This is a genomic window from Psychroserpens ponticola (genome assembly GCF_023556315.2).
In the GTDB taxonomy this organism is placed as follows: domain Bacteria; phylum Bacteroidota; class Bacteroidia; order Flavobacteriales; family Flavobacteriaceae; genus Psychroserpens; species Psychroserpens ponticola.
The window spans coordinates 1,622,608-1,644,973 of record NZ_CP116221.1; the positions used below are offsets into that span (position 1 = coordinate 1,622,608).

23 protein-coding genes are annotated in these 22,366 nt (G+C 31.9%); 11 read left to right on the forward strand and 12 right to left on the reverse strand.

The window, feature by feature from the left end; all coding sequences use genetic code 11:
* Positions 1–4: 4 nt before the first annotated feature.
* The 9 genes from MUN68_RS07175 to ychF form a co-directional block, all read right to left on the reverse strand.
* Positions 5–217: a DUF4266 domain-containing protein gene (locus MUN68_RS07175; protein ID WP_249994408.1), complete on the reverse strand. Its 213-nt coding sequence runs from the start codon at positions 215–217 to the stop codon at positions 5–7.
* Positions 214–1,197, reverse strand: a complete 984-nt coding sequence (locus MUN68_RS07180) for an FAD:protein FMN transferase (protein WP_249994410.1) — start codon at positions 1,195–1,197, stop codon at positions 214–216. The genes MUN68_RS07175 and MUN68_RS07180 overlap by 4 nt, the downstream gene beginning before the upstream one ends.
* A 4-nt stretch (positions 1,198–1,201) precedes the next feature.
* Positions 1,202–1,639 carry a thioredoxin family protein gene (locus MUN68_RS07185; protein WP_249994412.1) on the reverse strand — a complete coding sequence of 146 codons (438 nt, stop codon included), beginning with the start codon at positions 1,637–1,639 and terminating at the stop codon, positions 1,202–1,204.
* Between the two features lie 124 nt (positions 1,640–1,763).
* On the reverse strand, positions 1,764–4,397 hold the full coding sequence (locus MUN68_RS07190) for a DNA gyrase/topoisomerase IV subunit A (RefSeq protein ID WP_249994414.1): 2,634 nt from the start codon (positions 4,395–4,397) through the stop codon (positions 1,764–1,766).
* Positions 4,394–4,879, reverse strand: coding sequence for a hypothetical protein (locus MUN68_RS07195; RefSeq protein WP_249994415.1), 486 nt, complete (start codon positions 4,877–4,879; stop codon positions 4,394–4,396). Before MUN68_RS07195 ends, MUN68_RS07190 begins: the two co-directional genes overlap by 4 nt.
* 17 nt (positions 4,880–4,896) lie before the next feature.
* Positions 4,897–6,123 carry a retropepsin-like aspartic protease gene (locus tag MUN68_RS07200; RefSeq protein WP_249994417.1) on the reverse strand — a complete coding sequence of 409 codons (1,227 nt, stop codon included), beginning with the start codon at positions 6,121–6,123 and terminating at the stop codon, positions 4,897–4,899.
* 1 nt (position 6,124) lies between these two features.
* Positions 6,125–7,984: a DNA topoisomerase IV subunit B gene (locus MUN68_RS07205; protein ID WP_249994418.1), complete on the reverse strand. Its 1,860-nt coding sequence runs from the start codon at positions 7,982–7,984 to the stop codon at positions 6,125–6,127.
* Positions 7,985–8,101: 117 nt separating this feature from the next.
* A complete protein-coding gene (locus MUN68_RS07210; RefSeq protein ID WP_249994420.1) occupies positions 8,102–8,566 on the reverse strand; it encodes an SRPBCC family protein in 465 nt (154 codons plus the stop codon).
* Positions 8,567–8,606: 40 nt separating this feature from the next.
* Positions 8,607–9,701 (reverse strand): redox-regulated ATPase YchF, encoded by a 1,095-nt coding sequence (gene ychF / locus MUN68_RS07215; protein WP_249994430.1) that lies wholly within the window; start codon positions 9,699–9,701, stop codon positions 8,607–8,609.
* Positions 9,702–9,898: 197 nt separating this feature from the next.
* Here ychF and MUN68_RS07220 point away from each other — a divergent pair, with 197 nt between their 5' ends.
* Positions 9,899–11,077, forward strand: a complete 1,179-nt coding sequence (locus tag MUN68_RS07220) for a vWA domain-containing protein (RefSeq protein ID WP_249994434.1) — start codon at positions 9,899–9,901, stop codon at positions 11,075–11,077.
* Between the two features lie 98 nt (positions 11,078–11,175).
* Positions 11,176–12,306 (forward strand): carboxypeptidase-like regulatory domain-containing protein, encoded by a 1,131-nt coding sequence (locus tag MUN68_RS07225; protein WP_249994437.1) that lies wholly within the window; start codon positions 11,176–11,178, stop codon positions 12,304–12,306.
* A 67-nt stretch (positions 12,307–12,373) separates the two neighbouring features.
* Here MUN68_RS07225 and MUN68_RS07230 read toward each other — a convergent pair whose 3' ends face one another.
* Positions 12,374–12,727, reverse strand: coding sequence for a 4Fe-4S dicluster domain-containing protein (locus MUN68_RS07230; protein ID WP_249994440.1), 354 nt, complete (start codon positions 12,725–12,727; stop codon positions 12,374–12,376).
* 75 nt (positions 12,728–12,802) lie between these two features.
* Here MUN68_RS07230 and MUN68_RS07235 point away from each other — a divergent pair, with 75 nt between their 5' ends.
* The 9 genes from MUN68_RS07235 (at position 12,803) to MUN68_RS07275 (ending at position 21,354) form a co-directional block, all read left to right on the forward strand.
* Complete coding sequence (locus MUN68_RS07235; RefSeq protein WP_249994443.1) at positions 12,803–13,864, forward strand: acyl-CoA reductase; 1,062 nt, start codon at positions 12,803–12,805, stop codon at positions 13,862–13,864.
* Between the two features lie 104 nt (positions 13,865–13,968).
* Entirely contained in the window at positions 13,969–15,030 is a 1,062-nt protein-coding gene (gene serC / locus MUN68_RS07240) for a 3-phosphoserine/phosphohydroxythreonine transaminase (protein WP_249994445.1), read from the forward strand.
* A gap of 78 nt (positions 15,031–15,108) precedes the next feature.
* A complete protein-coding gene (locus MUN68_RS07245; RefSeq protein WP_249994447.1) occupies positions 15,109–16,059 on the forward strand; it encodes a D-2-hydroxyacid dehydrogenase in 951 nt (316 codons plus the stop codon).
* A gap of 105 nt (positions 16,060–16,164) precedes the next feature.
* Complete coding sequence (locus MUN68_RS07250; protein WP_249994450.1) at positions 16,165–16,806, forward strand: DUF937 domain-containing protein; 642 nt, start codon at positions 16,165–16,167, stop codon at positions 16,804–16,806.
* A 183-nt stretch (positions 16,807–16,989) separates the two neighbouring features.
* Entirely contained in the window at positions 16,990–17,421 is a 432-nt protein-coding gene (locus MUN68_RS07255) for a DUF6146 family protein (protein ID WP_249994453.1), read from the forward strand.
* A 27-nt stretch (positions 17,422–17,448) separates the two neighbouring features.
* A complete protein-coding gene (locus MUN68_RS07260) occupies positions 17,449–17,949 on the forward strand; it encodes a DUF6787 family protein (protein WP_249994456.1) in 501 nt (166 codons plus the stop codon).
* Positions 17,942–18,274, forward strand: coding sequence for a hypothetical protein (locus MUN68_RS07265; RefSeq protein ID WP_249994458.1), 333 nt, complete (start codon positions 17,942–17,944; stop codon positions 18,272–18,274). The genes MUN68_RS07260 and MUN68_RS07265 overlap by 8 nt, the downstream gene beginning before the upstream one ends.
* Positions 18,275–18,311: 37 nt before the next feature.
* The gene (locus MUN68_RS07270; RefSeq protein WP_249994461.1) at positions 18,312–20,714 is read left to right on the forward strand and encodes a TonB-dependent receptor; all 2,403 of its coding nucleotides are present in this window, start codon (positions 18,312–18,314) and stop codon (positions 20,712–20,714) included.
* A 64-nt stretch (positions 20,715–20,778) separates the two neighbouring features.
* Complete coding sequence (locus tag MUN68_RS07275; RefSeq protein WP_249994463.1) at positions 20,779–21,354, forward strand: type 1 periplasmic binding fold superfamily protein; 576 nt, start codon at positions 20,779–20,781, stop codon at positions 21,352–21,354.
* 53 nt (positions 21,355–21,407) lie between these two features.
* Here MUN68_RS07275 and MUN68_RS07280 read toward each other — a convergent pair whose 3' ends face one another.
* Complete coding sequence (locus tag MUN68_RS07280; protein WP_249994466.1) at positions 21,408–21,701, reverse strand: hypothetical protein; 294 nt, start codon at positions 21,699–21,701, stop codon at positions 21,408–21,410.
* Between the two features lie 50 nt (positions 21,702–21,751).
* Complete coding sequence (gene folE / locus MUN68_RS07285; RefSeq protein WP_249994469.1) at positions 21,752–22,348, reverse strand: GTP cyclohydrolase I FolE; 597 nt, start codon at positions 22,346–22,348, stop codon at positions 21,752–21,754.
* Positions 22,349–22,366: the final 18 nt, after the last annotated feature.

The window sequence follows — 22,366 nt, forward strand, 5'->3', positions numbered from 1 at the left end:
CAAATTAATTACAGCCGCAACCACCTCCAGTTTTTCCACCATTTCCACCAGCAGCAGCTTCTCTATAGGAATGAAATGTACTAATATTTCTATCCGATTTTTTATCTGCTAAAAGCATATCTGGATCGTTAAGATTTACTTTTTCATATTCTTTAACTGCGACACAAGATGTTAGCGATGTAAGAATTAATGTGATTATAATAAGACGCTTGATCATATTTTGTTGATTTTAATATTCGTTGAAGTAAAGATATTTCCATCCTTATCAATAATTAGGCATTCTATATTTGGCAATTGGTTGATTCGATTTATTCCGACGTCTTTTCCCATGACGAAAACTGAGGTTGACAAGGCATCGGCTAATTCGGCTTTAGGAGCAAAAACAGTTACACTTATGATTCCTGTTGATGGATAACCAGTTCGAGGATCGATAATATGTGTGTAACGTATTCCGTTGAAATTAACATATTTCTCATAATTGCCAGAAGTTACCACTGCTCCATCTGTAATTGGCAATAATGCAAAGGTCTTGTTTTTATTTAATGGATTTGTAATGGCTACTTTCCAATCTTCACCATTGGTTTGTTTTCCCCAAGTTGACATATCACCTGAAGCATTTATAATTCCTGAAACAACACCTTTCTCTATTAATAACGATTTTGCTTTATCAGCAGCATAGCCTTTGCCAATGGCTCCAAAACCAATTTTCATGCCTTTGATTTTAAGGAATACGGTTAAATTAGTTTCATTTAATTCGATGTTTTTAAATCCAACTTTACTTACAGAAGCTTTTATTTCTGTTTCGGAAGGCATCTCAGTCATACTTCCATCAAACTTCCAAATTCTATCCATTGATGCGTAAGAAATATCAAATGCACCATCTGTGAGTTGGGTAATTGCTAATGAGCGTTTAATTAAATCGAATAATTCTTTATTCACTTTAACAGGCTCAATTCCTGCTTTACTATTAATTTTAGAGGTTTGAGAATTTGAATCCCAAGAAGAGATAAGACTTTCAATTCTTGAAATTTCATCGGTTGCAAGTTGAATATATGAATTCGCTTCAGTTGAATCTTTAGCCACAACTGTAATGTCAAAACGACTTCCCATAAGTTTTAATGTACGCTTGTACACACTTTGTGCTTCAATTTGAAGTGTGATTAAAATAAAGACTACGAGCAGGTTGCGTGTTTTCAAGTGTTTATTTACTAAAAGATTCTAATATTTTAATATATGCTGAAGGGGTTGTTTTTTTATAACCAGTAACACCTAATTTATTCCCATCTGAATCTAAAATAACAACATATGGAAAGTATCCATTTTTGTTAAATTGCTCTGCTAAATTATTGTTATGTTTTTGCTGCGCTTCAGTTAATGCATTTTTTTTTCGCTTTGGAAAATCGGCTTGAAGCATTACGAAATGTTCTTTCGCATAGGTTTGAAATTCTTTAGTGCTCCAAATTTCTTTGTCCAATTTAATACAAGGTGCACACCAATCTGAACCTTGAAATACCAAGATGATTGTTTTATTATCCTGTTTTGCAATGAGTTTGGCTTTTTCAAAGTCAGTAACCCAATCTTGAGCCAAACTAATAAAAGAAATAAAAAAGAAGATGGTACTTATACTTAGGGTCTTCATATTTATAAAAGTTAGGTTAATCTTCAGCTATAAATTTTATTAAAAAAATAAAATCTAGGACTAAATAGTTTTATAAACGAAGAAACGTATAATTAACAAGAAGTATTGTAACCAATGTTACACATTAAAATAATGTACCTTGACCAGAGTCGTCTTCTTTAGGGTTTGGTTTGTCTTCAGAAGTTTCTTTAGAGTCTGAAGATTCAACTGTTTCATCAACAACTTCTATGTCAATAGCATTTACTTCTTCAGGAGCTTCATATGGTAATGATTCTAATATGTTTACCTGATTTACCTTGTCTTTAGTTAATTGATTTCCTAGAGCTGAAATTCCTTTTATGGCAATAAATTCTTCAAGGTTAATCGTTTCATTGTCCTTTCGGTCTTTACCTCGTTCTTTTGTAAATTCTATTTCAGCCATTGGCTTCCAATCTGTAGACACTATTTCTAATTGTGTATTTGGGTGTTCAGATATAAATGATTCTTCTTTCCCTTCATTTTCAATTAAGAAACGTTTTACGTAGTACATTTCCTTTTCGCCATTGAAATAAATAACTGATATTGGTTTTTTAGGAATCCACTTTTCTAAGACAATCATATCATTATCAAAATGAGTACTCAGTTCTGGTAAAATGGTTTTGAGCATGCCAGACTGTGTGATGATCAATAAACGATCTTCTCCTCTAAATTCGCCAATTAATTCACCTCTTGTATCGACATTAAGTCTTTGAACGGTGTCGTCAAACCATATTTTTCTTGGTTTTAGAGTAGATACGCCTTTTTCTTTTAGTTCTATTTTTTTAACTGAATACTTTGTGACTAAATTTCCTTTGGATGCTCGACCTTTAATTAAAACGTCTGCAAAATCAATATCCCATTTCAATTTTTTTATACTGCCTGCTTGACGTAAGTGAATTGTAATGACTTCAGCTTCACCATTAGGATTTGCCGAAAAATACCAGATTTTTGAGCTTTTATTTCCGTTAGTCATATCATACTCTCTATCGCGAGTTACTGATGTGACCGCAAAACGTTTGATATATGTTGGTCCTTTGTTTCCGTCCCGATAAATCATATTGTAAATGGTGCGTTTGTCTTTTTTCTTAAAAACAGCAACATGAATAATGTCTTTTCCAATAAAGGTTTTACTGTCCACTTTTGTGACCATCATTTTTCCGTGATTGGTAAACACAATAATATCGTCAATATCACTACAATCGCAAACGTATTCATCTCGTCTTAAAGAAGTGCCAATAAATCCTTCTTCTCTATTAACATACAACTTTGTATTTCGAATAATTACTTTAGTGGCATCTACATCTTCAAACGTTCTGATTTCGGTTTTACGTTCTCTTCCTTCACCATATTCTTTTTTAAGACGCTCGAAATATGCGATTGAATAATCGATTAAGTTTGCTAAATGATGCTTTACTTCTGCAATTTGGTCTTCTAAAGCATCAATTTTTTGTTGTGCTTTATCAATATCAAATTTAGAGATGCGCTTGATTCGTATTTCTGTTAAACGCACGATATCTTCTTCAGTAATGGCGCGTTTAAGGTGTTTGATATGTGGTTGTAGTCCTTTGTCAATGGCTTTAATGACGCCTTTCCAAGTGTCTTGTTCTTCAATATCTCTATAGACTCTCTTTTCAATAAAGATTCGTTCTAAGGAGGCAAAATGCCATTGTTCTTGAAACTCACTAAGTTTTATTTCTAGGTTACTTTTTAATAACTGAACCGTATTATCTGTTGAGCGACGTAGCATTTCAGAGACGCCTACAAAATAAGGTTTGTTATCTTCAATGACACAACCTAATGGTGAGATTGAAGATTCGCAATTGGTAAATGCGTAGAGCGCATCAATGGTTTTGTCAGGCGAAATTCCGGAAGGTAGATGTACTAAGATTTCAACATTTGCTGCTGTATTATCTTCTATTTTTTTAATCTTAATTTTACCTTTGTCATTCGCTTTTAAGATGGAATCAATTAGTGATGATGTATTGGTTCCAAAAGGAATTTCAGTAATAACAAGTGTGTTTTTATCAAGCTGAGAAATTTTAGCACGTACTCTAACCTTTCCTCCTCTTAAGCCATCATTATAATTTGAGAAATCTGCTATTCCTGCCGTTGGGAAATCGGGAAGTATCGTAAAACGTTTTCCTTTTAAATGCTTTACTGAGGCGTCAATTAATTCTATAAAATTATGTGGTAATATTTTGGTAGATAAACCTACTGCTATTCCTTCTCCTCCTTGAGCTAACAACAGCGGAAACATTACTGGTAGATTTACGGGTTCTTTTCGTCTGGCATCATAACTTGATTGCCATTCTGTGATTTTAGGATTATAAACAACATCTAAGGCAAATTTAGATAAACGTGCTTCAATATAACGTGAAGCTGCAGCTCTATCTCCTGTGAGGATATTTCCCCAGTTTCCCTGTGTATCAATTAACAAATCTTTTTGTCCGATTTGCACCATAGCGTCTGCGATACTTGCATCACCATGAGGATGGTATTGCATAGTATGACCAACAATATTGGCGACTTTGTTGTAGCGTCCATCATCGAGATCTTTCATGGAGTGCATGATACGACGTTGTACAGGTTTAAAACCGTCTTCAATTGCTGGAACTGCGCGTTCTAAAATCACATAAGATGCATAATCTAGAAACCAATCTTTATACATACCAGTTACTCTGGTAATAGTTTCGCTATTATCGTCTTGTTCGTTGATTAATTCGTTATTGTCTTCGCTCATAAAATAGAGGCTTTTTTATTCGCTTTTACTATTTTTTTTAAGGATTGTCTAATGTATCTACGTTTCCGTTTTGTTACTAAAGTGATATTAAATACTTCTTTTCGTTTTTCACCTCGGGAATCCTTAATGTAAATCGAAAGTATTCTGTAAATCACATAGTTTTTAAAACTATATGCTATTAAATCTTCCTGTTCAAATTCAAGAACATGTTGTCGGTAATTAAAGTATTCGGAAAGTAATAGCCCTTTATTGATGATTATAACTTTGCCACCATCACTATCATATTCAAAAAACTTACATATAAAATGAACTACGAAAAACAATCCTGCAAATGCAATAGCAAAAGTAATAGAAGTAAGAGTCGCATTACCGCTAAAAAGCCTTAATGAACTTATGAATATAGGTAGAGTTATAGCTAGAATTAGAAATATAAAATATATTGAAACAATGATTTTTTTTACGTGAGAATTATTAGTACGCATATAATTTATTTAACTTTTTAATTAATATTGAAATTATCAAAAATTGACGACAATGGTTTCTTTTCTAGTTTTAAGTTGAGGACATTGCCATCATTTTTAAGAACTTTTAAAGTTACAGCATTTAAAGTTTTTAAAACAGATTTTTTAGTAACATGATCACAGAAATTAGCAGTAATCACTTCTATCCCATTCACTTCAAGTATTTCATCGCCATACTCTATTTTAGTTTTTAAATCTTGATCCCAAACATAGCCAATAACCAGTTTATTGTTTTTCAACGTTTGTGTAAAACCAAAATCACCTTCTAAATTTAAAGACGTTTTATAAGGGTTAAAGTAAAGACGTTTGTTTTTATAATCTATGGTCATAACACCATGGTTTAGCAACTCGGCACCTATTCTTGAGTGATCTCCTTTTGTGGTATGTGTTATAGTGTTGTTAATCTCAAAGTTATTGATGACTAATTTGGGTAAGTGAACTCTGGTTTGGCTATCAATTGGTACTTCTCCAAATAAACTTAATGAAGAAGCGCCAATACTTTTTCCAATTTCATTATAAATGTTTTTTGTTTTAAATATATTGTAATTGTCTTCTGATAAGTCGTATAGATTGCCCATACCTGTATCTATTAAAATCATTTCTTTCCCTTTGTCTTGTCCAATGATATTAATCCATACATATGGGCTACTTTGGTCTCCTATTAATTTGATTTTTTTAGATTGATTTTTATTTAGATTTAAACGTTTTATGTTGTCGGTTAGTATTAATTTTTTTTGTTCAGCATTAATTTGAATAATGGTGTGACGAAGTAAATTGCTACCAATGAAGCCATCAATACCAAAACATTTGAAAATATCGCTGCCATTGAGATCAAATACTAAAGCTGAGAAATTTTGAAATTCAACAGATCCAAGTTTTAGGCTTTCTAAAGTAACAATGTCTAAATCTTGTTTTAAATTATTTGCGTCACTAGTAGAAAGAGTTACTACAGATCTAGGTTCTATTGCTTTCTGTACTTCTTTTGAAATAATATTAGGTGCACCAGTATCTAGTAAGAAACGATATATTGTTCCTTGAATTTCTACAGGAATTATAATTTTATTTTTCTCAAATTCAAAAGGGAGCTCTTCAAAGTAGTTGTTAGTTTTGACTTTTCCGTCTTTGAAAGTTTTAGTTTGCGCACAAATTGTAGTGACAAAACTACCAAATAAGATTAATAATAAGAGTTGGCTAGTTTTTTTCATTCTACTTATTATCTTCAACCAAATCTAATTCAACTTTCAAATTATTAATAATAAATTCTTGTCGCGTTGGTGTGTTTTTTCCCATGTAAAAGGATAATAACTCTTCAATAGACATGTCTTTATCTAACATTACAGGGTCTAATCTAATGTCTTCTCCAATAAAATGAACAAACTCATCAGGAGAAATCTCACCAAGACCTTTAAATCGAGTGATTTCTGGCTTAGGTTTTAGTTTTTCAATTGCATCACGACGTTCATCTTCAGAATAGCAGTAAATAGTTTCTTTTTTATTGCGGACTCTAAATAATGGAGTTTGCAAAATATATAAGTGACCTTCTTTTATGACTTCAGGAAAGAATTGTAAGAAGAACGTGATTAGTAGTAATCGAATATGCATCCCATCAACATCGGCATCTGTAGCAATTACAATATTATTGTAACGTAAATCTTCTAGAGATTCTTCAATGTTTAAAGCGGCCTGAAGCAGGTTAAATTCTTCGTTTTCATAGACTATTTTTTTACTTAATCCATAAGAATTTAAAGGCTTCCCTTTTAAGCTGAAAACAGCTTGAGTATTTACATCTCTTGATTTAGTAATACTTCCTGATGCTGAATCTCCCTCAGTAATAAACAAGGTTGTTTCTAAATTTCGTTCGTTTTTTGTGTCACCAAAATGGACACGACAATCTCTTAGTTTTTTATTGTGAAGATTTGCTTTTTTAGCTCTGTCTTTTGCTAACTTTCTAATACCGGAAAGTTCTTTACGTTCTCGTTCGGCTTGTAAAATTTTACGTTGAATCTTTTCTGCTGAATCTGGATTTTTATGCAAAAAATTATCAAGATATTTTTTTAAGAAATCATTGATATAAGTTCTTACGGTTGGCAAATCGCCTCCCATATCTGTAGAACCTAACTTTGTTTTGGTCTGACTTTCAAAGACTGGTTCCATTACTTTTATAGAAATTGCAGATACGACTGATTTTCTAATATCTGAAGCTTCATAATTTTTTCCGTAGAACTCGCGAATGGTTCTAACTAAAGCTTCACGAAAAGCTGCTAAATGTGTTCCGCCTTGCGTTGTGTTTTGTCCGTTAACAAAACTGTGATATTCTTCACTGTATTGCGTTCTACTATGTGTTAAAGCTACTTCGATATCATCACCTTTAATGTGGATGATGTCATATAGTCGATCGGTTTCATTAATGTTTTCAGCTAAAAGGTCTTTAAGTCCGTTTTCACTGTAATATTTTTCACCATTAAAAATAATGGTCAGACCTGGATTTAGATATACATAATTTTTGAGCATTTTTATAACATACTCATTACGATATTTGTAATTTTTAAAAATGCTATCGTCAGGAATAAATGAGACCTTAGTCCCTTTTCTTCGGGATGTATCGTCTAATAAATCTTGATTGGTGAGATTTCCTTGTTCAAATTCAGCAGAAGCCGATTTCCCATCACGTGTAGATTCTACTCTAAAATAATTTGAAAGTGCATTTACAGCTTTCGTACCAACACCATTTAAACCTACTGATTTTTTAAAGGCTCTTGAATCGTATTTTCCACCAGTATTCATTTTAGATACGACATCTACCACTTTTCCAAGAGGAATTCCACGACCATAATCTCTAACAATTACTTTATTACCTTGGATGGAAATATCAATGGTCTTACCAGCTCCCATGACAAATTCGTCAATAGAGTTATCTAAAACTTCTTTAACTAAAATATAAATACCATCATCTGGAGATGAGCCATCACCTAATTTACCAATATACATACCTGGTCGCATTCGGATGTGTTCTTTCCAATCGAGAGAGCGAATATTATCTTCGGTATATTTGGTTTCTTGAGACATAAATGAATGAAAAAATTAGAATGGAATGCAATATAACATAACGTTGCAAAAAATGAAATAAGGTTTGCACAAAGTAATTAACAATAAACACCCAATATTGTTGAGAACATTGAAGTTTTATTGAATATCAGATAATTCCTCTGCTTTTTCTTTTAAAAATGTATTTCTAGTCGTTAACAGATTGGTCATATAACGTACTAAAAATAGAACATTTGCTAATTTTCCTAAGATTCCAAAAGGGGACTGAAAATTAAATTTATCAATCATAAGTGTTCGCCCATCTTTTGACTGAAAAATATGTTCATGTTTAAATGCTTTAAAAGCACCTGAGACCATTTCGTCTACGAAGTAACTTGGACTGTCAAACTCTGTGATTTTCGAAGTGAGTTGTTGTGTAAATCCGAAATGTTTTGCTTCCCAGGTCACCCATTCGTCTAATTCAATTAAACCAGACGTTTTTCCAGCTATAGCTTTTTCATTAGAATGTTCAAGAGATTTTGTATGAAAATCAATATTACGAGCTACATCAAAACACGTTTGAATATCTGCTTTTATTAGGGTTTTGATTTCGATTAGAGGCATAACTATAAGTTTAGGTCTCGACTGCGCTCGACCTGACAAGCTAGACGTTAAAAAGGAAATGCATCACATCGCCATCTTTAACAATGTAATTTTTTCCTTCTACACGCATTTTCCCTGCTTCTTTAACTTTGGCTTCACTTCCAAATTGTACAAAATCATCATAGGCAATCACTTCTGCTCTAATGAACCCTTTTTCAAAGTCAGTATGAATCACTCCTGCAGCTTGTGGGCCAGTTGCTCCAACATTCACTGTCCATGCGCGAACTTCTTTAACACCTGCTGTGAAATAGGTTTGTTGATTTAACAACTTGTATGCAGATCTAATCAATTTAGCAGAACCAGGTTCTTCTAATCCAATATCTTGAAGAAACATTTGACGTTCTTCGTAATCATCTAATTCATTAATATCTGCTTCTGTACCAACAGCTAGCACTAAAACTTCAGCGTTTTCGTCTTTTACGTTTTTACGAACTTGTTCTACATAAGCATTACCAGAAACAGCACTTTCTTCATCTACATTACATACATACATTACTGGTTTTGCAGTAATCAATTGTGCAGGCTTTACAAATTCTTCTTGATCTTCATCACTAAATTCTAAAGCTCTAACTGATGTTCCAGCTTCTAAACCTTCTTTTAATTTTATTAAAACAGCTTCTTCTTTTTGAGCCTCTTTGTTGCCCGTTTTCGCAGCACGTTTTACTTTGTCAAGCTTCTTTTCTACAGTTTCTAAATCTTTCAATTGTAATTCCATATCGATAGTTTCCTTATCTCGTATTGGGTCTACACTTCCATCTACATGTACAATATTATCATTATCAAAGCAACGCAATACATGCAGAATAGCATCAGTTTCACGAATATTTCCTAAGAATTGATTCCCTAAACCTTCACCTTTACTAGCACCTTTAACAAGTCCAGCAATATCAACAATCTCAACGGTTGCAGGTAATACGCGTTCAGGATTTACTAAAGTTTCTAATTTTTGAAGTCTTGGGTCTGGCACATTCACTACACCTATATTGGGTTCAATTGTACAAAACGGAAAATTTGCACTTTGTGCTTTCGCGTTAGATAAACAGTTAAATAATGTTGACTTCCCTACGTTTGGTAATCCTACAATTCCGGCTTTCATAAATAGTGATTTTTGCGATTGCAAATGTAGTTAATTAGAACAAAAAAATGATTTGATTATCTGTTTTTTACGAGATTCATTCAATTTGCACGTTTACTCAATGTAAATGGGCTTTTACTAGATAAGAAGAATCGTTTACTAGTTGGTGATTTGAAATGCCTATTCACAGTTCTACTTTTAATGAAAATTTAGATATCATGACAAACAAAATCACCTTTATTATTTTATGTTCATTGCTGTTGAATTGCAAAAACTCAAATGAAAAATCAGCAGATACAAGCAAAGATATTGCTGAAGCTATACATACAATCGCAAAAACTGAAAAAGAAGTAAAACCTTCTAAGAATACCGAAATTGTATTCTGCTTAGATGCTACAGGAAGTATGAGCGGATTAATTGATACAGCCAAGGAAAAGATTTGGGATATTGTTTCAGATTTAGCTCAAAATGAAGATATAGATACGTTGAAAATGGGAATGGTTTTTTATAGAGATCGTGGTGATGTATTTGTTACAAAACAAATTCCGATAACTATAGATTTAGATGAAGTATATGCTGATTTACTTGAAATACAAGCTGATGGTGGTGGTGACACTCCGGAAAGTGTTAATCAAGCTTTATACGAATCTGTAACGAATATGAAATGGTCTTCAGATAAGAACACTTATAAAACAATTTTTGTAGTTGGTGATTGTCCACCACACATGGACTATTTAAATGATATCAAGTATACTGAAAGTTGCAAGTTAGCAGCAGAGAAAGGAATAACTATAAATACAATTAAGCTTGGCAATAGCTGTTCAGAAGCGATTACGCATTTTAAAAAAATGTCTGAATGCACTAATGGGTCTTATTTGAAATTAGATCAAAATGCTGAAGATTATACGATAGCAACACCTTATGATTCTCAAATTACTGATGTTTCTAAAGCTATTGATAATTCAAGAATGTATTATGGTACAACAGCAGAACGTGAATACAATTATGATAAGAAAGACAAGTCAATGAAAGTTTATGATGATGGTTCTGTCACTGCAAATAGTTCTAGAGCAGAATATAAAAATAGTAAGGTTGGAAAAAAAGGTGCTTATGGAACCAATGAAATTATTAACGATTATAATGATGGCAAACTAAAACTAGATTTCATTAAAGAAGATGAACTGCCAAAGGAATTAAGAGGTATGAGTAAGTCTCAAATTGAAACAAAAATCAATGACCTTGCAAACCAAAGAAAAGAGAACTATTCCAAAATGCAAGAATTGATTAAATTAAAAAACCAGTATATCAAATCTAAAGAAAGTGAGCAAACAGGAAAAAAATCATTTAGTAAAGAAGTGATAAAAATAATTAAAGAGCAATCTGAAAAAGATATATAGATATTCAAGTAGGACTTTCGTGTTTTAGATTGTTTTAATATAACAAGAGATTATTTTTCAAACTCTCTTTTTATCTTTAACTCTAAAAAGCAACCATTATGAAATCACTCGTATTATCTTTCCTAATTGTACTTACGCTATTCTCGTGTAGTAAAGACGACACTAAAACTAATGAAGGAAAATTTAACATCACTGGAAAGTTTTTAGCTCCAAATGGTTTTGATCCAATTTCTAATGCTCGTGTTAGTGCTTCTCAAAATAATGAAATAAAATCTCAAACAAGAACAGATGCTGAAGGAAATTATTCGTTGGCTGTTGCAAAAGGCGATTATACTTTAGTTTTAAATAAAGGGAAATTTAAAACAGAGCGTACTGTAAATATTGAAAATGATTTGAATTTAGAAACTTTAAGCGTTGAGACACTACCTAGTGTAGCTGTTATAACTGGTCTTTATGATAATATTGAAAGCGTGTTATATAATATTGGTCTTTTTAATCCAGTAACTGGAGAACCTTTGTTTGATATAATTGATGGATATAATGGTTTGGGTAGAGTTGGAATTAATCAACATTCAAATAGCCATCTAGAGCATGGTGCTTTAGAAAGAAATTCAACGAATTCATTATTGCAACCAAATGTGAATTTTCATTTTGGAGATCTAATGAATGATCAAAGCTTATTAGATGCTTACGATATTGTATTCTTAAATTGCGGTTTAAGTGAAGCATATATAGATAATTCAAGTATTTTAGAATCTTATGTGGCTAATGGAGGTCTTTTGTATACAACAGATTGGGCTGTAGGATATTTAGATGCTATTACAAACTCTGGAGCAGATTATCTATCGCCTTATACTCCTGAAAAAAGTGGGTCTTCTACAACTACAGTCGCTACAATTTTAGAAGCTGATCTAAGTGAATGGTTATTATTGAATTATAACATTTCAATAGATGATACTGTTTTAATTGATGATTTTTTACCGTCTTGGCAAGTAATAGATACATATGATAGCTCGACAACAATTTCTTGGTTAAATGGTCCTGTAACTTATTGGGATGGAATGAATACTGATATTTCTGAAAATAAAGACTTAGCGTTTACCTTTTTGCATGGTGAAGGTGGTGTGTTTTATTCTTCTTTTCACACTGAAAATCACGATATCGAAGAAGTTACTAATGTTGAAAGAATCATGCAGTTTTTGGTTTTTGAAATGTCTGATTTACAATAAATCACGCACAGTTAAATATAAAAAAACCCAAGTGAATAGCTTGGGTTTTCTAATAAGTTATTATTGATTAATCTTCAGGATGCATAAAACGTTGTTTTCCTAAGAGAGTTTCTTCTGTTTCTACATGATCCTCATCTGGTACACAGCAGTCTACAGGACAAACTGCAGCGCATTGCGGTTCTTCATGAAATCCTTTGCATTCTGTGCATTTATCTGGTGATATATAATATATTTCGTCACTTATAGGCTCTTGCGTTTCATCAGCATCAACTTCTTTTCCATTAGGCAAAACAATTTTGCCTGTTAAACTTGTCCCATCTTTATATCGCCAATCGTCAGCACCTTCGTATATAGCAGTATTTGGGCACTCTGGCTCACAAGCTCCACAATTAATACATTCGTCTGTTATTATAATTGCCATAGTAATTCTTCTTTTTTATTGCGTAAATTTGCAATTGCAAAAATAAAGCCAAAACATGGTATTACCAAACACAAGATGGATTTACAACAAAGAATTAACGCATTTGTAAAATTAGGAAACTTTTTAAGCCAATTTACAACTGAAGATATCAAGAAAAAAGATAATATTCCTCATAATGATTTATTTTTTGATGGGTTTAATCATCAGATTAAATTAGCACATGAAAACAATGGTTGGTTTAAAAAGGATAATATTTATTTCGCTATAAATGGATGGTGCAATCAATTGAAAATTAATAACATTAAGCAATGGTTAGAAAAGTATCAGTTTAATATTGAAAGCCCAAAGACAATCGCAGTTATTATGGCTGGAAATATTCCTTTAGTTGGTTTTCATGATTTTTTAAGCGTCTTAATTTCTGGTCATCATGTATTGGTGAAGCAGTCTTCTAACGACAAGCATTTATTGCCTTTTTTTGCTAAGTATTTGGAGTATGTTGAGCCTGAATTTAAAGGCCGAATTCAATTTACAGAAGATAAACTTGAAAATTTTGATGCAGTCATTGCTACAGGTAGCGATAATACAGCACGTTATTTCGAATACTACTTTAAAGATAAACCTTCTATTATTAGAAAAAATAGAAATTCAATTGCTGTTTTAACAGGAAATGAATCTGAAGATGAGTTAAAGGCATTGTCAGAAGATGTTTTTCGATATTATGGTTTAGGATGTAGAAATGTCTCAAAATTATTTGTTCCTAAAGACTATGATTTTGATAGCTTTTTTAAAGCTATGTATGATTGGCATCCTATCATTAATGAAAATAAATACGCCAATAATTATGATTATAATAAGGCTGTGTATTTAATGAGCGAATTTGAGATGCTAGAAAATGGTTTTCTGATGCTTAAAGAAGATGAAAGCTACTCCTCTCCTATTGCAACCATATTTTATGAACGCTATAACTCATTAGAAAAATTAAAAGAAACTATTAAGGAAAAATCTGATCAAATTCAATGTGTCGTTTCTAATGGTTTTTTAGATAATGAAATTGAATTCGGACATACACAATTGCCAAATCTTTGGGATTATGCAGATGGCATTGATACTATATCGTTTTCGTTGAAAATCTGTTAATAATTTATCAATTTAATAACAGTTCTTTTGTTAGAATTTGTGACCTTTGTGAGCATAACAATACTTTATAGTATCCGTTTCTTCGGAATTAAAATATCAAATAGATGAAAAGACATAATTTTAGTGCAGGACCATGTATTTTGCCTGGTGAAGTACTACAAAAAGCTTCAGAAGCAATAATAAATTTTGATAATGGCCTTTCGCTGTTAGAAATATCACACAGAAGTAAGCCTTTTGTTGATGTTATGGAAAATGCAAGAGCTTTAGCTTTAGAATTATTAGGACTTGAAGGAAAAGGTTACAAAGCCTTGTTTTTACAAGGTGGAGCAAGTACTCAATTTTTAATGGTAGCTCTTAATTTATTAGAAAAAAGAGCTGGATATTTAAATACAGGAACTTGGAGTGATAAAGCTATAAAAGAAGCTACAATTTTTGATGATGTTTATGAAGTAGCATCTTCAAAAGACGCGAATTTTAATTACATTCCTAAAGGATATGATATTCCTGCAGATTATGATTATTTCCATTGCACATCAAACAATACCATTTTTGGAACGCAAATGAAAGAGTTTCCTAACTCTCCTATCCCAATGGTTTGTGATATGAGTAGTGATATCTTTTCTCGTCAGTTAGATTTTTCGAAATTTGATTTGATTTATGCTGGAGCTCAGAAAAATATGGGACCTGCTGGAACCACTTTAGTAGTCGTGAAAGAAGATATTTTAGGAAAGGTATCTCGTAAAATTCCATCAATGATGGATTATAAAATTCACATCAGTAAAAGTAGTATGTTTAATACACCACCTGTTTTTGCTGTATATACATCGATGCTTACTTTAGAGTGGTTAAAAAATCTTGGCGGTATTTCTGCGATAGAAAAAGAAAATGATAAGAAAGCTCAATTAATTTACTCTGAAGTAGATTTAAATCCGCTTTTTAAAGGGTTCTCAACAAAAGCAGATCGTTCAACAATGAATGCAACCTTTACGTTGTCGAATGAAGATTTAAAAGAAACATTTGAAACCATGGTCAAAGAAGCTGGAATCAATGGTTTGAATGGTCATAGAAGTGTTGGTGGTTATAGAGCTTCAATGTATAACGCATTATCACTAGAAAGTGTTGGTGTGCTTGTAGATGTAATGAGCGAATTAGAACGTAAAGCATAAAAAATATATTAATGTCAAGTTGAATTATTAATTGTTCATAGGACTTTTAACGTTTAACTTTTAACTTTTAACTCAAATATGAAAGTATTAGCAAATGATGGCGTTTCACAAAGTGGAATTGATGCATTAGAAAACGCAGGTTTTGAAGTATTAACAACAACTGTTGCTCAAGAGCAATTAGAGAACTATATAAACGAAAATAACATCACTGTTTTGTTGGTTAGAAGTGCTACAACAGTTAGAAAAAACTTAATTGATAATTGTCCTAGCCTTAAAATAATAGGTCGTGGAGGTGTTGGAATGGATAATATCGATGTGGACTATGCGAGAAGCAAAGGTCTTCATGTGATAAATACACCAGCTGCTTCTTCACATTCAGTAGCAGAATTAGTATTTGGACACTTTTATGGTTTAGCACGTTTCTTACATAATTCAAATCGTGATATGCCTTTAGAAGGTGACGCAAATTTTAAAGGCCTAAAAAAAACGTATGCAAAAGGAACTGAACTTAAAGGGAAAACTCTTGGAGTATTAGGTTTTGGACGAATCGGACAAGCTACTGCAAAAGTAGCTATTGGCGCAGGAATGAATGTGGTTGCATTTGATCCTTTTATGGAAAAAGCAAATTTAGAATTAGAATTCTTTGATGGACAAAAAGTGAATTTTGAAATTAAAATGACGTCTAAAGAAGAGGTTTTAAAACAAGCAGATTTTTTAACATTACATGTTCCGGCACAAAAAGACTATGTAATTGGTGAAGCTGAATTTAAACAAATGAAAGATGGCGTGATTATCGCAAATGCTGCTCGTGGTGGAGTTGTTAATGAGGTTGCACTCGTTAAAGCAATCGAAAGCGGAAAAGTATCTAGAGCTGCTTTAGATGTTTATGAAAAAGAACCTAAACCTGAGGTTCAATTATTAATGAATCCAGCTTTATCCTTAACACCACATACTGGAGCTGCTACTAACGAAGCACAAGATAGAATTGGTACTGAATTAGCAGATCAAATTATAAGCATTCTTAAATAAGTTATTTAAAATGTGACCAAAGCAAAAAATATGAGTCCTAATATATGTTAGGACTTTTTTGTACCTTGAAAGTTCAATATTTATTAACCTTTATACAAATATATTATGTCAGGAATTTTAGACTTATTAAGTAGTGACTTAGGAAAAACCATAATTAGTGGTGTTTCAGGATCTACAGGAACAGATCAAAATAAAACTAGTAGTGTGCTTACTATGGCTTTACCAGTTTTAATGAAAGCAATGGAACGCAACGCTTCTACTCCAGAAGGTGCTCAAGGCTTAATGGGAGCATTAAGTGGTAAACATGATGGTAGCATTTTAGATAATCTTGGTGGATTATTTGGAGGTGGTGTTGATGATAACGTTAAAAATGATGGCGCAAAAATCCTTAATCATGTTTTAGGTCAAAAACAAACTGGTGTTGAACAAGTAATTGGACAAAAATCAGGTTTGGACGCTAGCTCAGTTGGAAATATTTTAAAAGTAGCTGCGCCTATTCTTATGGGAGTGCTAGGAAAACAATCTCGTCAGAGTAATGTTAGTAACCCTAGTCAATTAACAGGATTGTTAGGTGGCCTTTTAGGCGGAAATGAGACTCAGAATGAACAAAGTTTTTTAGAAAAAATCCTTGATGCAGATGGTGATGGTAGCGTTATTGATGATGTTGCTGGAATGGTTCTTGGAAGTTCTAAGAGTCAAGGAGGTCTTGGTGGACTTCTGGGTGGTCTTTTTGGTGGAAAAAACTAAAATTTCTTTTATCTTATAACAAAAAGCTAGACTTAAGTCTGGCTTTTTTTATGAATTCAAAAAAAGTTTATTCATTCAAATACATAGTTAACTTATTGTTTGTTCCAATATATCAAATACTTACTATTTTTTGAATCTATATTAGGTCTTAAGAATTTTGTAACTTTAAAATTAAAACACACTATGAAGATTTTTTTCAAATTATTCATCATTATGCTTATTGCTACCAGCTGTAATAGTACGCAAAGTGTTGCAGGAATTAATGATGAAGCAGAAATACCTGAAGAAGATATTGTTCGATTCTCAAGTAATGCATTAGAATATGAGATTATTATTATAGAACCTGGATTTAATTCATGGTTATCTACGATGGCACAACCTGAAGGTTATTATTCTCAGTCATATATGGAGTCGAGAAATAACGTTATGGTTCAAGAATGGAATACTAGAGTGTTGCAGCCTCTAAGATATAGTTCTGAACTTTACCAATTACAAATTGATTATAGGCCTGGAATCAATTATGGATATGAATTAAACTATAAATTATATAATTATTTCATCTACTTTCAGTTAACATATAAACAAAAATTATCAGCTAAGATTCCTAGAATTTAGAGTATCTTTGCATAGCAATTTAAAGCTATGCTAGAGACATTTAAAAGACGATGGGAAATCCAAAAAAATTGGCAACTTTTGTTTCCAATAATTGGGCTAATTGGCTTAGGATATTGTGCTTATAAAATTGCATTTCGTTTTGCTGAGACATACTCTGTTATCCTTTCTATTGCTTTAGCTTCACTCCTGTTTTTTGTACTATTAAAACTAACGTTATATATCTTTAAGAAGTTAGAACAGAAATGGATTTTAGACTATAAATGGGAAATGATTCGGGTCTTTATTGTGTTTGCGATCACTGGTTCTTCTTCAGTTTTTGTTGGAAGACCAATAATGAAGTTTGTTGGAATTACTAAAGAAAACTTAAACCCTATTATTTATTGGGTATTATTCATTATTATTGGCCTAGTTTTCTATCAAATACTTTTAGTGACATTTGGATGGCTCTTTGGGCAATTTAAATTCTTTTGGGAATTTGAAAAGAAAATGCTAAAACGATTTGGTTTAGGAAAGTTTATTAATGAATAATTACAACAAACATATTGCATATAGAATAGCAACACTCCTTGTCGTTGTGTGCTTAGTATTGCCTTCTGTTGTTAAATTTGCACATATATTTGCACATCATGAACATGAAGTTTGTCTTGGTAAAAACCAAACGCACCTTCATGAACTGGATTTGGACTGTGAGTTTTATAAGTTCAATTTGAGTAATAGTTTCTATTTTAAAATAGATGATTTTAAAATAGATTTTAATGTTCCTTCACAAGTATTAAATACTAAACACCATACGTATTTAAAAAGTCATCAGCAACTTACAACGTATTTACGAGGTCCTCCCTATTTAATGTAGTTATTCAGATAACATTTTTTACATTAAATAATTTTCAATGAAGTATTACATATTATGCTTTGCTTGTTTGGTTATAACCACAAGTAAGGCTCAAGAATGTTCGCTAACTTTTTTGGGAGAACTAACAGATTTTCATGATGGAACTCCTATTTCAGCGGCAAACATTTACATCAAAAATACAGAACGCTATGTCATATCTGATTTTGATGGAAAATTTAAAATAGAGAATCTTTGTAAAGGAGATCTGACTTTAGTGATTTCACATATTGGTTGTGAGACTAAAACAGTGACTTACAATATCATTAGTGATACCTTTAAATCTATTGATATAGAGCACCATATAGAAGAACTAAACGAAGTTTCTGTTACAGGAGTAATTTCTAGAAAAGAAACCAAAACTGCTCAAGAAACAGTTTTAAAAACTAAGATTTTAGAAAAGTATAGCGCTTCAAATCTTGGTGATGCATTAAAAGAAGTTTCAGGTGTTTCATCTATAAATACAGGAAACAGCATAGTTAAACCTATGGTAAATGGAATGCATAGCAGTAGACTCTTAATTTTGAATAATAATGTTCGCTTACAAGATCAAGAATGGGGAATTGAACATGCTCCTAATATTGATATTAATTCCGCAGGTCAAATTTCTGTTATTAAAGGTTCTGGAGCTTTAGCTTACGGAGGAGATGCTATTGGTGGTGTTGTAGTAATTAGCCCATCAAGACCTATTTTAAAAGATACGCTTTATGGAAAAACGATCTTTGGAGGACAAATCAATGGTCGAGGATATAATATTTCAACGAAATTAAACAAGAATTATGAATCTGGATGGTTTGCAAACATCCAGGCAAGTGTAAAACAAAATGGAGATTTTGAAACTCCTGATTATGTGTTAACTAATACAGGATCGAAGTCTCAAGGATTATCATTTCGAGTTGGTAAGAAACGATTTGAAAGCGGTTTCGAGATTTTTTATAGTTATTTGAATAATGAAATTGGAATTTTAAGCTCATCACACATTGGAAGTGTTAATGACTTAATCAATGCCATAAACTCTAAACAACCTGAAATAATTAGAGATTTTAGTTATGATATTGATAGCCCAAAACAAGAAGTCGTTCACCATTTGTTAAAGGCACAATATTTTAAACGTTTTAAAAACTTCGGAAAAGTTAGTTTACAGTATGATTATCAGAATAATAACCGTTTAGAATTTGACATTAGACGTGGTGAACTCAGAAACGATGCTGCTTTAGACTTAACATTGCAAACACACACACTACTTGCAGATATTAATATGGATTCTAATTTAGAACGAAAATTAAACTTTGGTCTTTTAGCGCGTTATCAAGATAATTATGCTCCTGATACTGGACTTAGAAGACTCATTCCAAATTATGAAAAATATGATTTTGGAGCATACTTAACTTCTGAATGGAAAATTAATGATGTTGTGCTAGTTGATGCTGGTGTTCGATATGATTTTACAAGAATAGATGCTTTTAAATTTTATCGTCTTTCTCGATGGCTAGAGCGTGGTTATGATGTAGATTTTCCTGAATTTGAAGTGCCTCGAGATGATATTTCGTCTGGAAATATATTTACAAACCCTGTTTTTGATTTTAATAATATCTCTGCATCAATTGGTACTCGATATAAAATTAATGATAAAACGAATTTGTTAGCAAACTATAGTATGTCTAGTCGACCTCCTAATCCTGCTGAATTGTTTAGTGATGGTTTGCACCATTCTGCAGCTCGAATAGAATTAGGTGATTTAAGGTTAGATCCGGAAATAGCAAATCGTATTTCAATGACCTATGATTATGATACGTCTAAGTTCGATTTAACTGCAAATGTATTTTATAGTTCAATAAATAATTTTATGTATCTAAGGCCTACTGGTGTACTTCAAAGTAACAGAGGCGCATTTCCTGTTTGGGAATATGAGCAGACAAACGCAACATTATTTGGAGCAGACTTAACTATGAGCTATGATTTTACAAATCAATTTAATTGGCTAAATAAAACCTCTATAATTAAAGGTTATGATGAAAACGACTTGCCTTTAATTGATATGCCAGCTTTTAGCACAATTAACAGAATTGAATTTAGTATTCCAAAATGGCATAATTTTTCTGCAAGTTTAGAATCTGAATGGGTTTTTGAACAAAACGAATTTCCAGATTTTAATTTCATAGTAGATAATCCTACAACAGGTGATCCTGAGTTATTAGATATCAGTACTCCACCTACTGCTTATAATTTATTTCACTTTTATAGTGACGCTATATTTAATTTAACAGATAAAACTAAGTTGAATATTGCTTTCGCTATTAATAATTTATTCAATACATCGTACAGAAATTACTTAAACCGACTGCGTTATTTTGCTGATGACCTAGGAAGAAATATTACTTTACAATTAAAACTTAATTATTAAAAACAAAAAAATGAATACAAATAAATTAAACTTTAAAACAGTGAAAATCAATTATTTAAATTTTATGAAAACAACTAAATATTTTTTAACAGCTATTTTATGTCTTACCGTTTTGGTATCATGTTCAGATGATGATGGTAACATTGGTGAACCCAACGAAGAAGAAGTCATAACAGATGTTACATTAACTTTTGTAAATGATGCAGATGCTACTGATATAGTAGAATTAAAAAGCGTTGATGCTGATGGTGATGATGGTCCATTAGTTCCAAATAAAACTGTTACAGGTGATTTTTCTGTTGGTGCAACATATACAGCTACACTAGATGTCTATAATTCTATTGAAGATGAAGATATTACTGTAGAAATTACAGATGAAGAGCCAGATGAGCATTTCTTCATTTATGCAATTAACGGCTTAGATATGACTTTTGCAAGATCTGCAAATGATGTTGTTAGAGCAGATGGTAATAAACTTGGTTATGAAACTACTTGGACAGCCAATGCTGCTGGTACAGGAGATATTACAATCCAATTGTTCCATGAATCTGAATCTGTTAATGATGATAATGAATTAGGAACACAAACAGGTGGTTCTACTGATATAAACATTTCATTTACAGATGTAGAAATTCAATAATAAATATAAATACCATAAAAAAAGGCTACTATATGTTTAGTAGCCTTTTTTATTTAATCGATATCGATAATCTGACCTTCTTTCTTTTTCGTAGAAAATACAAACGTATAAAGCCACATTAAAGTAAATGTTGGTATCACATCTAAAAAAGGCAATGCCTCTTCAGCAAACGAAATTGCAGCTGCTATTTTACCTTTTTTTCCTTGATATAATTTTGTCATTAACCAAGCAGAAGCTGGAGCCCAAACAAAATCAAAAGGTGGAAAAATAAAAGAGATATAGCCAAAAGCATCAAATAGTAATCCTACGAGGAGCTTTTTGTTTTTAGACAGGTTTTGTAAATTCATATAAATTGTAATTTACTTAATGATAAGCAAATAGCATTCCAAAACAATGTCTACGACAAATTTTCACTAATCAGTTTTAGAAACTCTGTTCTTGTTTCAATATTTTTAAAAGCACCTCTAAATCCAGAGGTTGTTGTTGTAGAATTTTGTTTTTGAACACCTCGCATCATCATACACATGTGAGATGCTTCAATGACAACAGCAACGCCTTCAGGTTTTAATGTGTTATTGATGCATTCTAAAATTTGTTCAGTTAAACGCTCTTGCACTTGAAGTCGTCTAGCAAATACATCAACAATTCTTGGTATTTTACTCAAGCCAACAATATGTCCATTTGGGATGTATGCAATATGTGCTTTTCCGAAAAAAGGCAAAATATGATGCTCACAAAGCGAATACAATTCAATATCTTTTACAATTACCATTTCATTATAAGACTCTTTAAACATGGCGCTTTTCAAAATTTCTGCAGCATCCTGATTATAACCTTGAGTCAAAAACTGCATCGCTTTAGATGCTCTTTCAGGAGTTTTTATGAGTCCGTCACGATTCGTGTCTTCACCTAAATCCTCAATTATACTTTTATAACGCGCTTTTACATCATCGGTTACTTGAATATTATATTCTTCAAATTTGTTATATGGCATTGTATTATATATTAAATT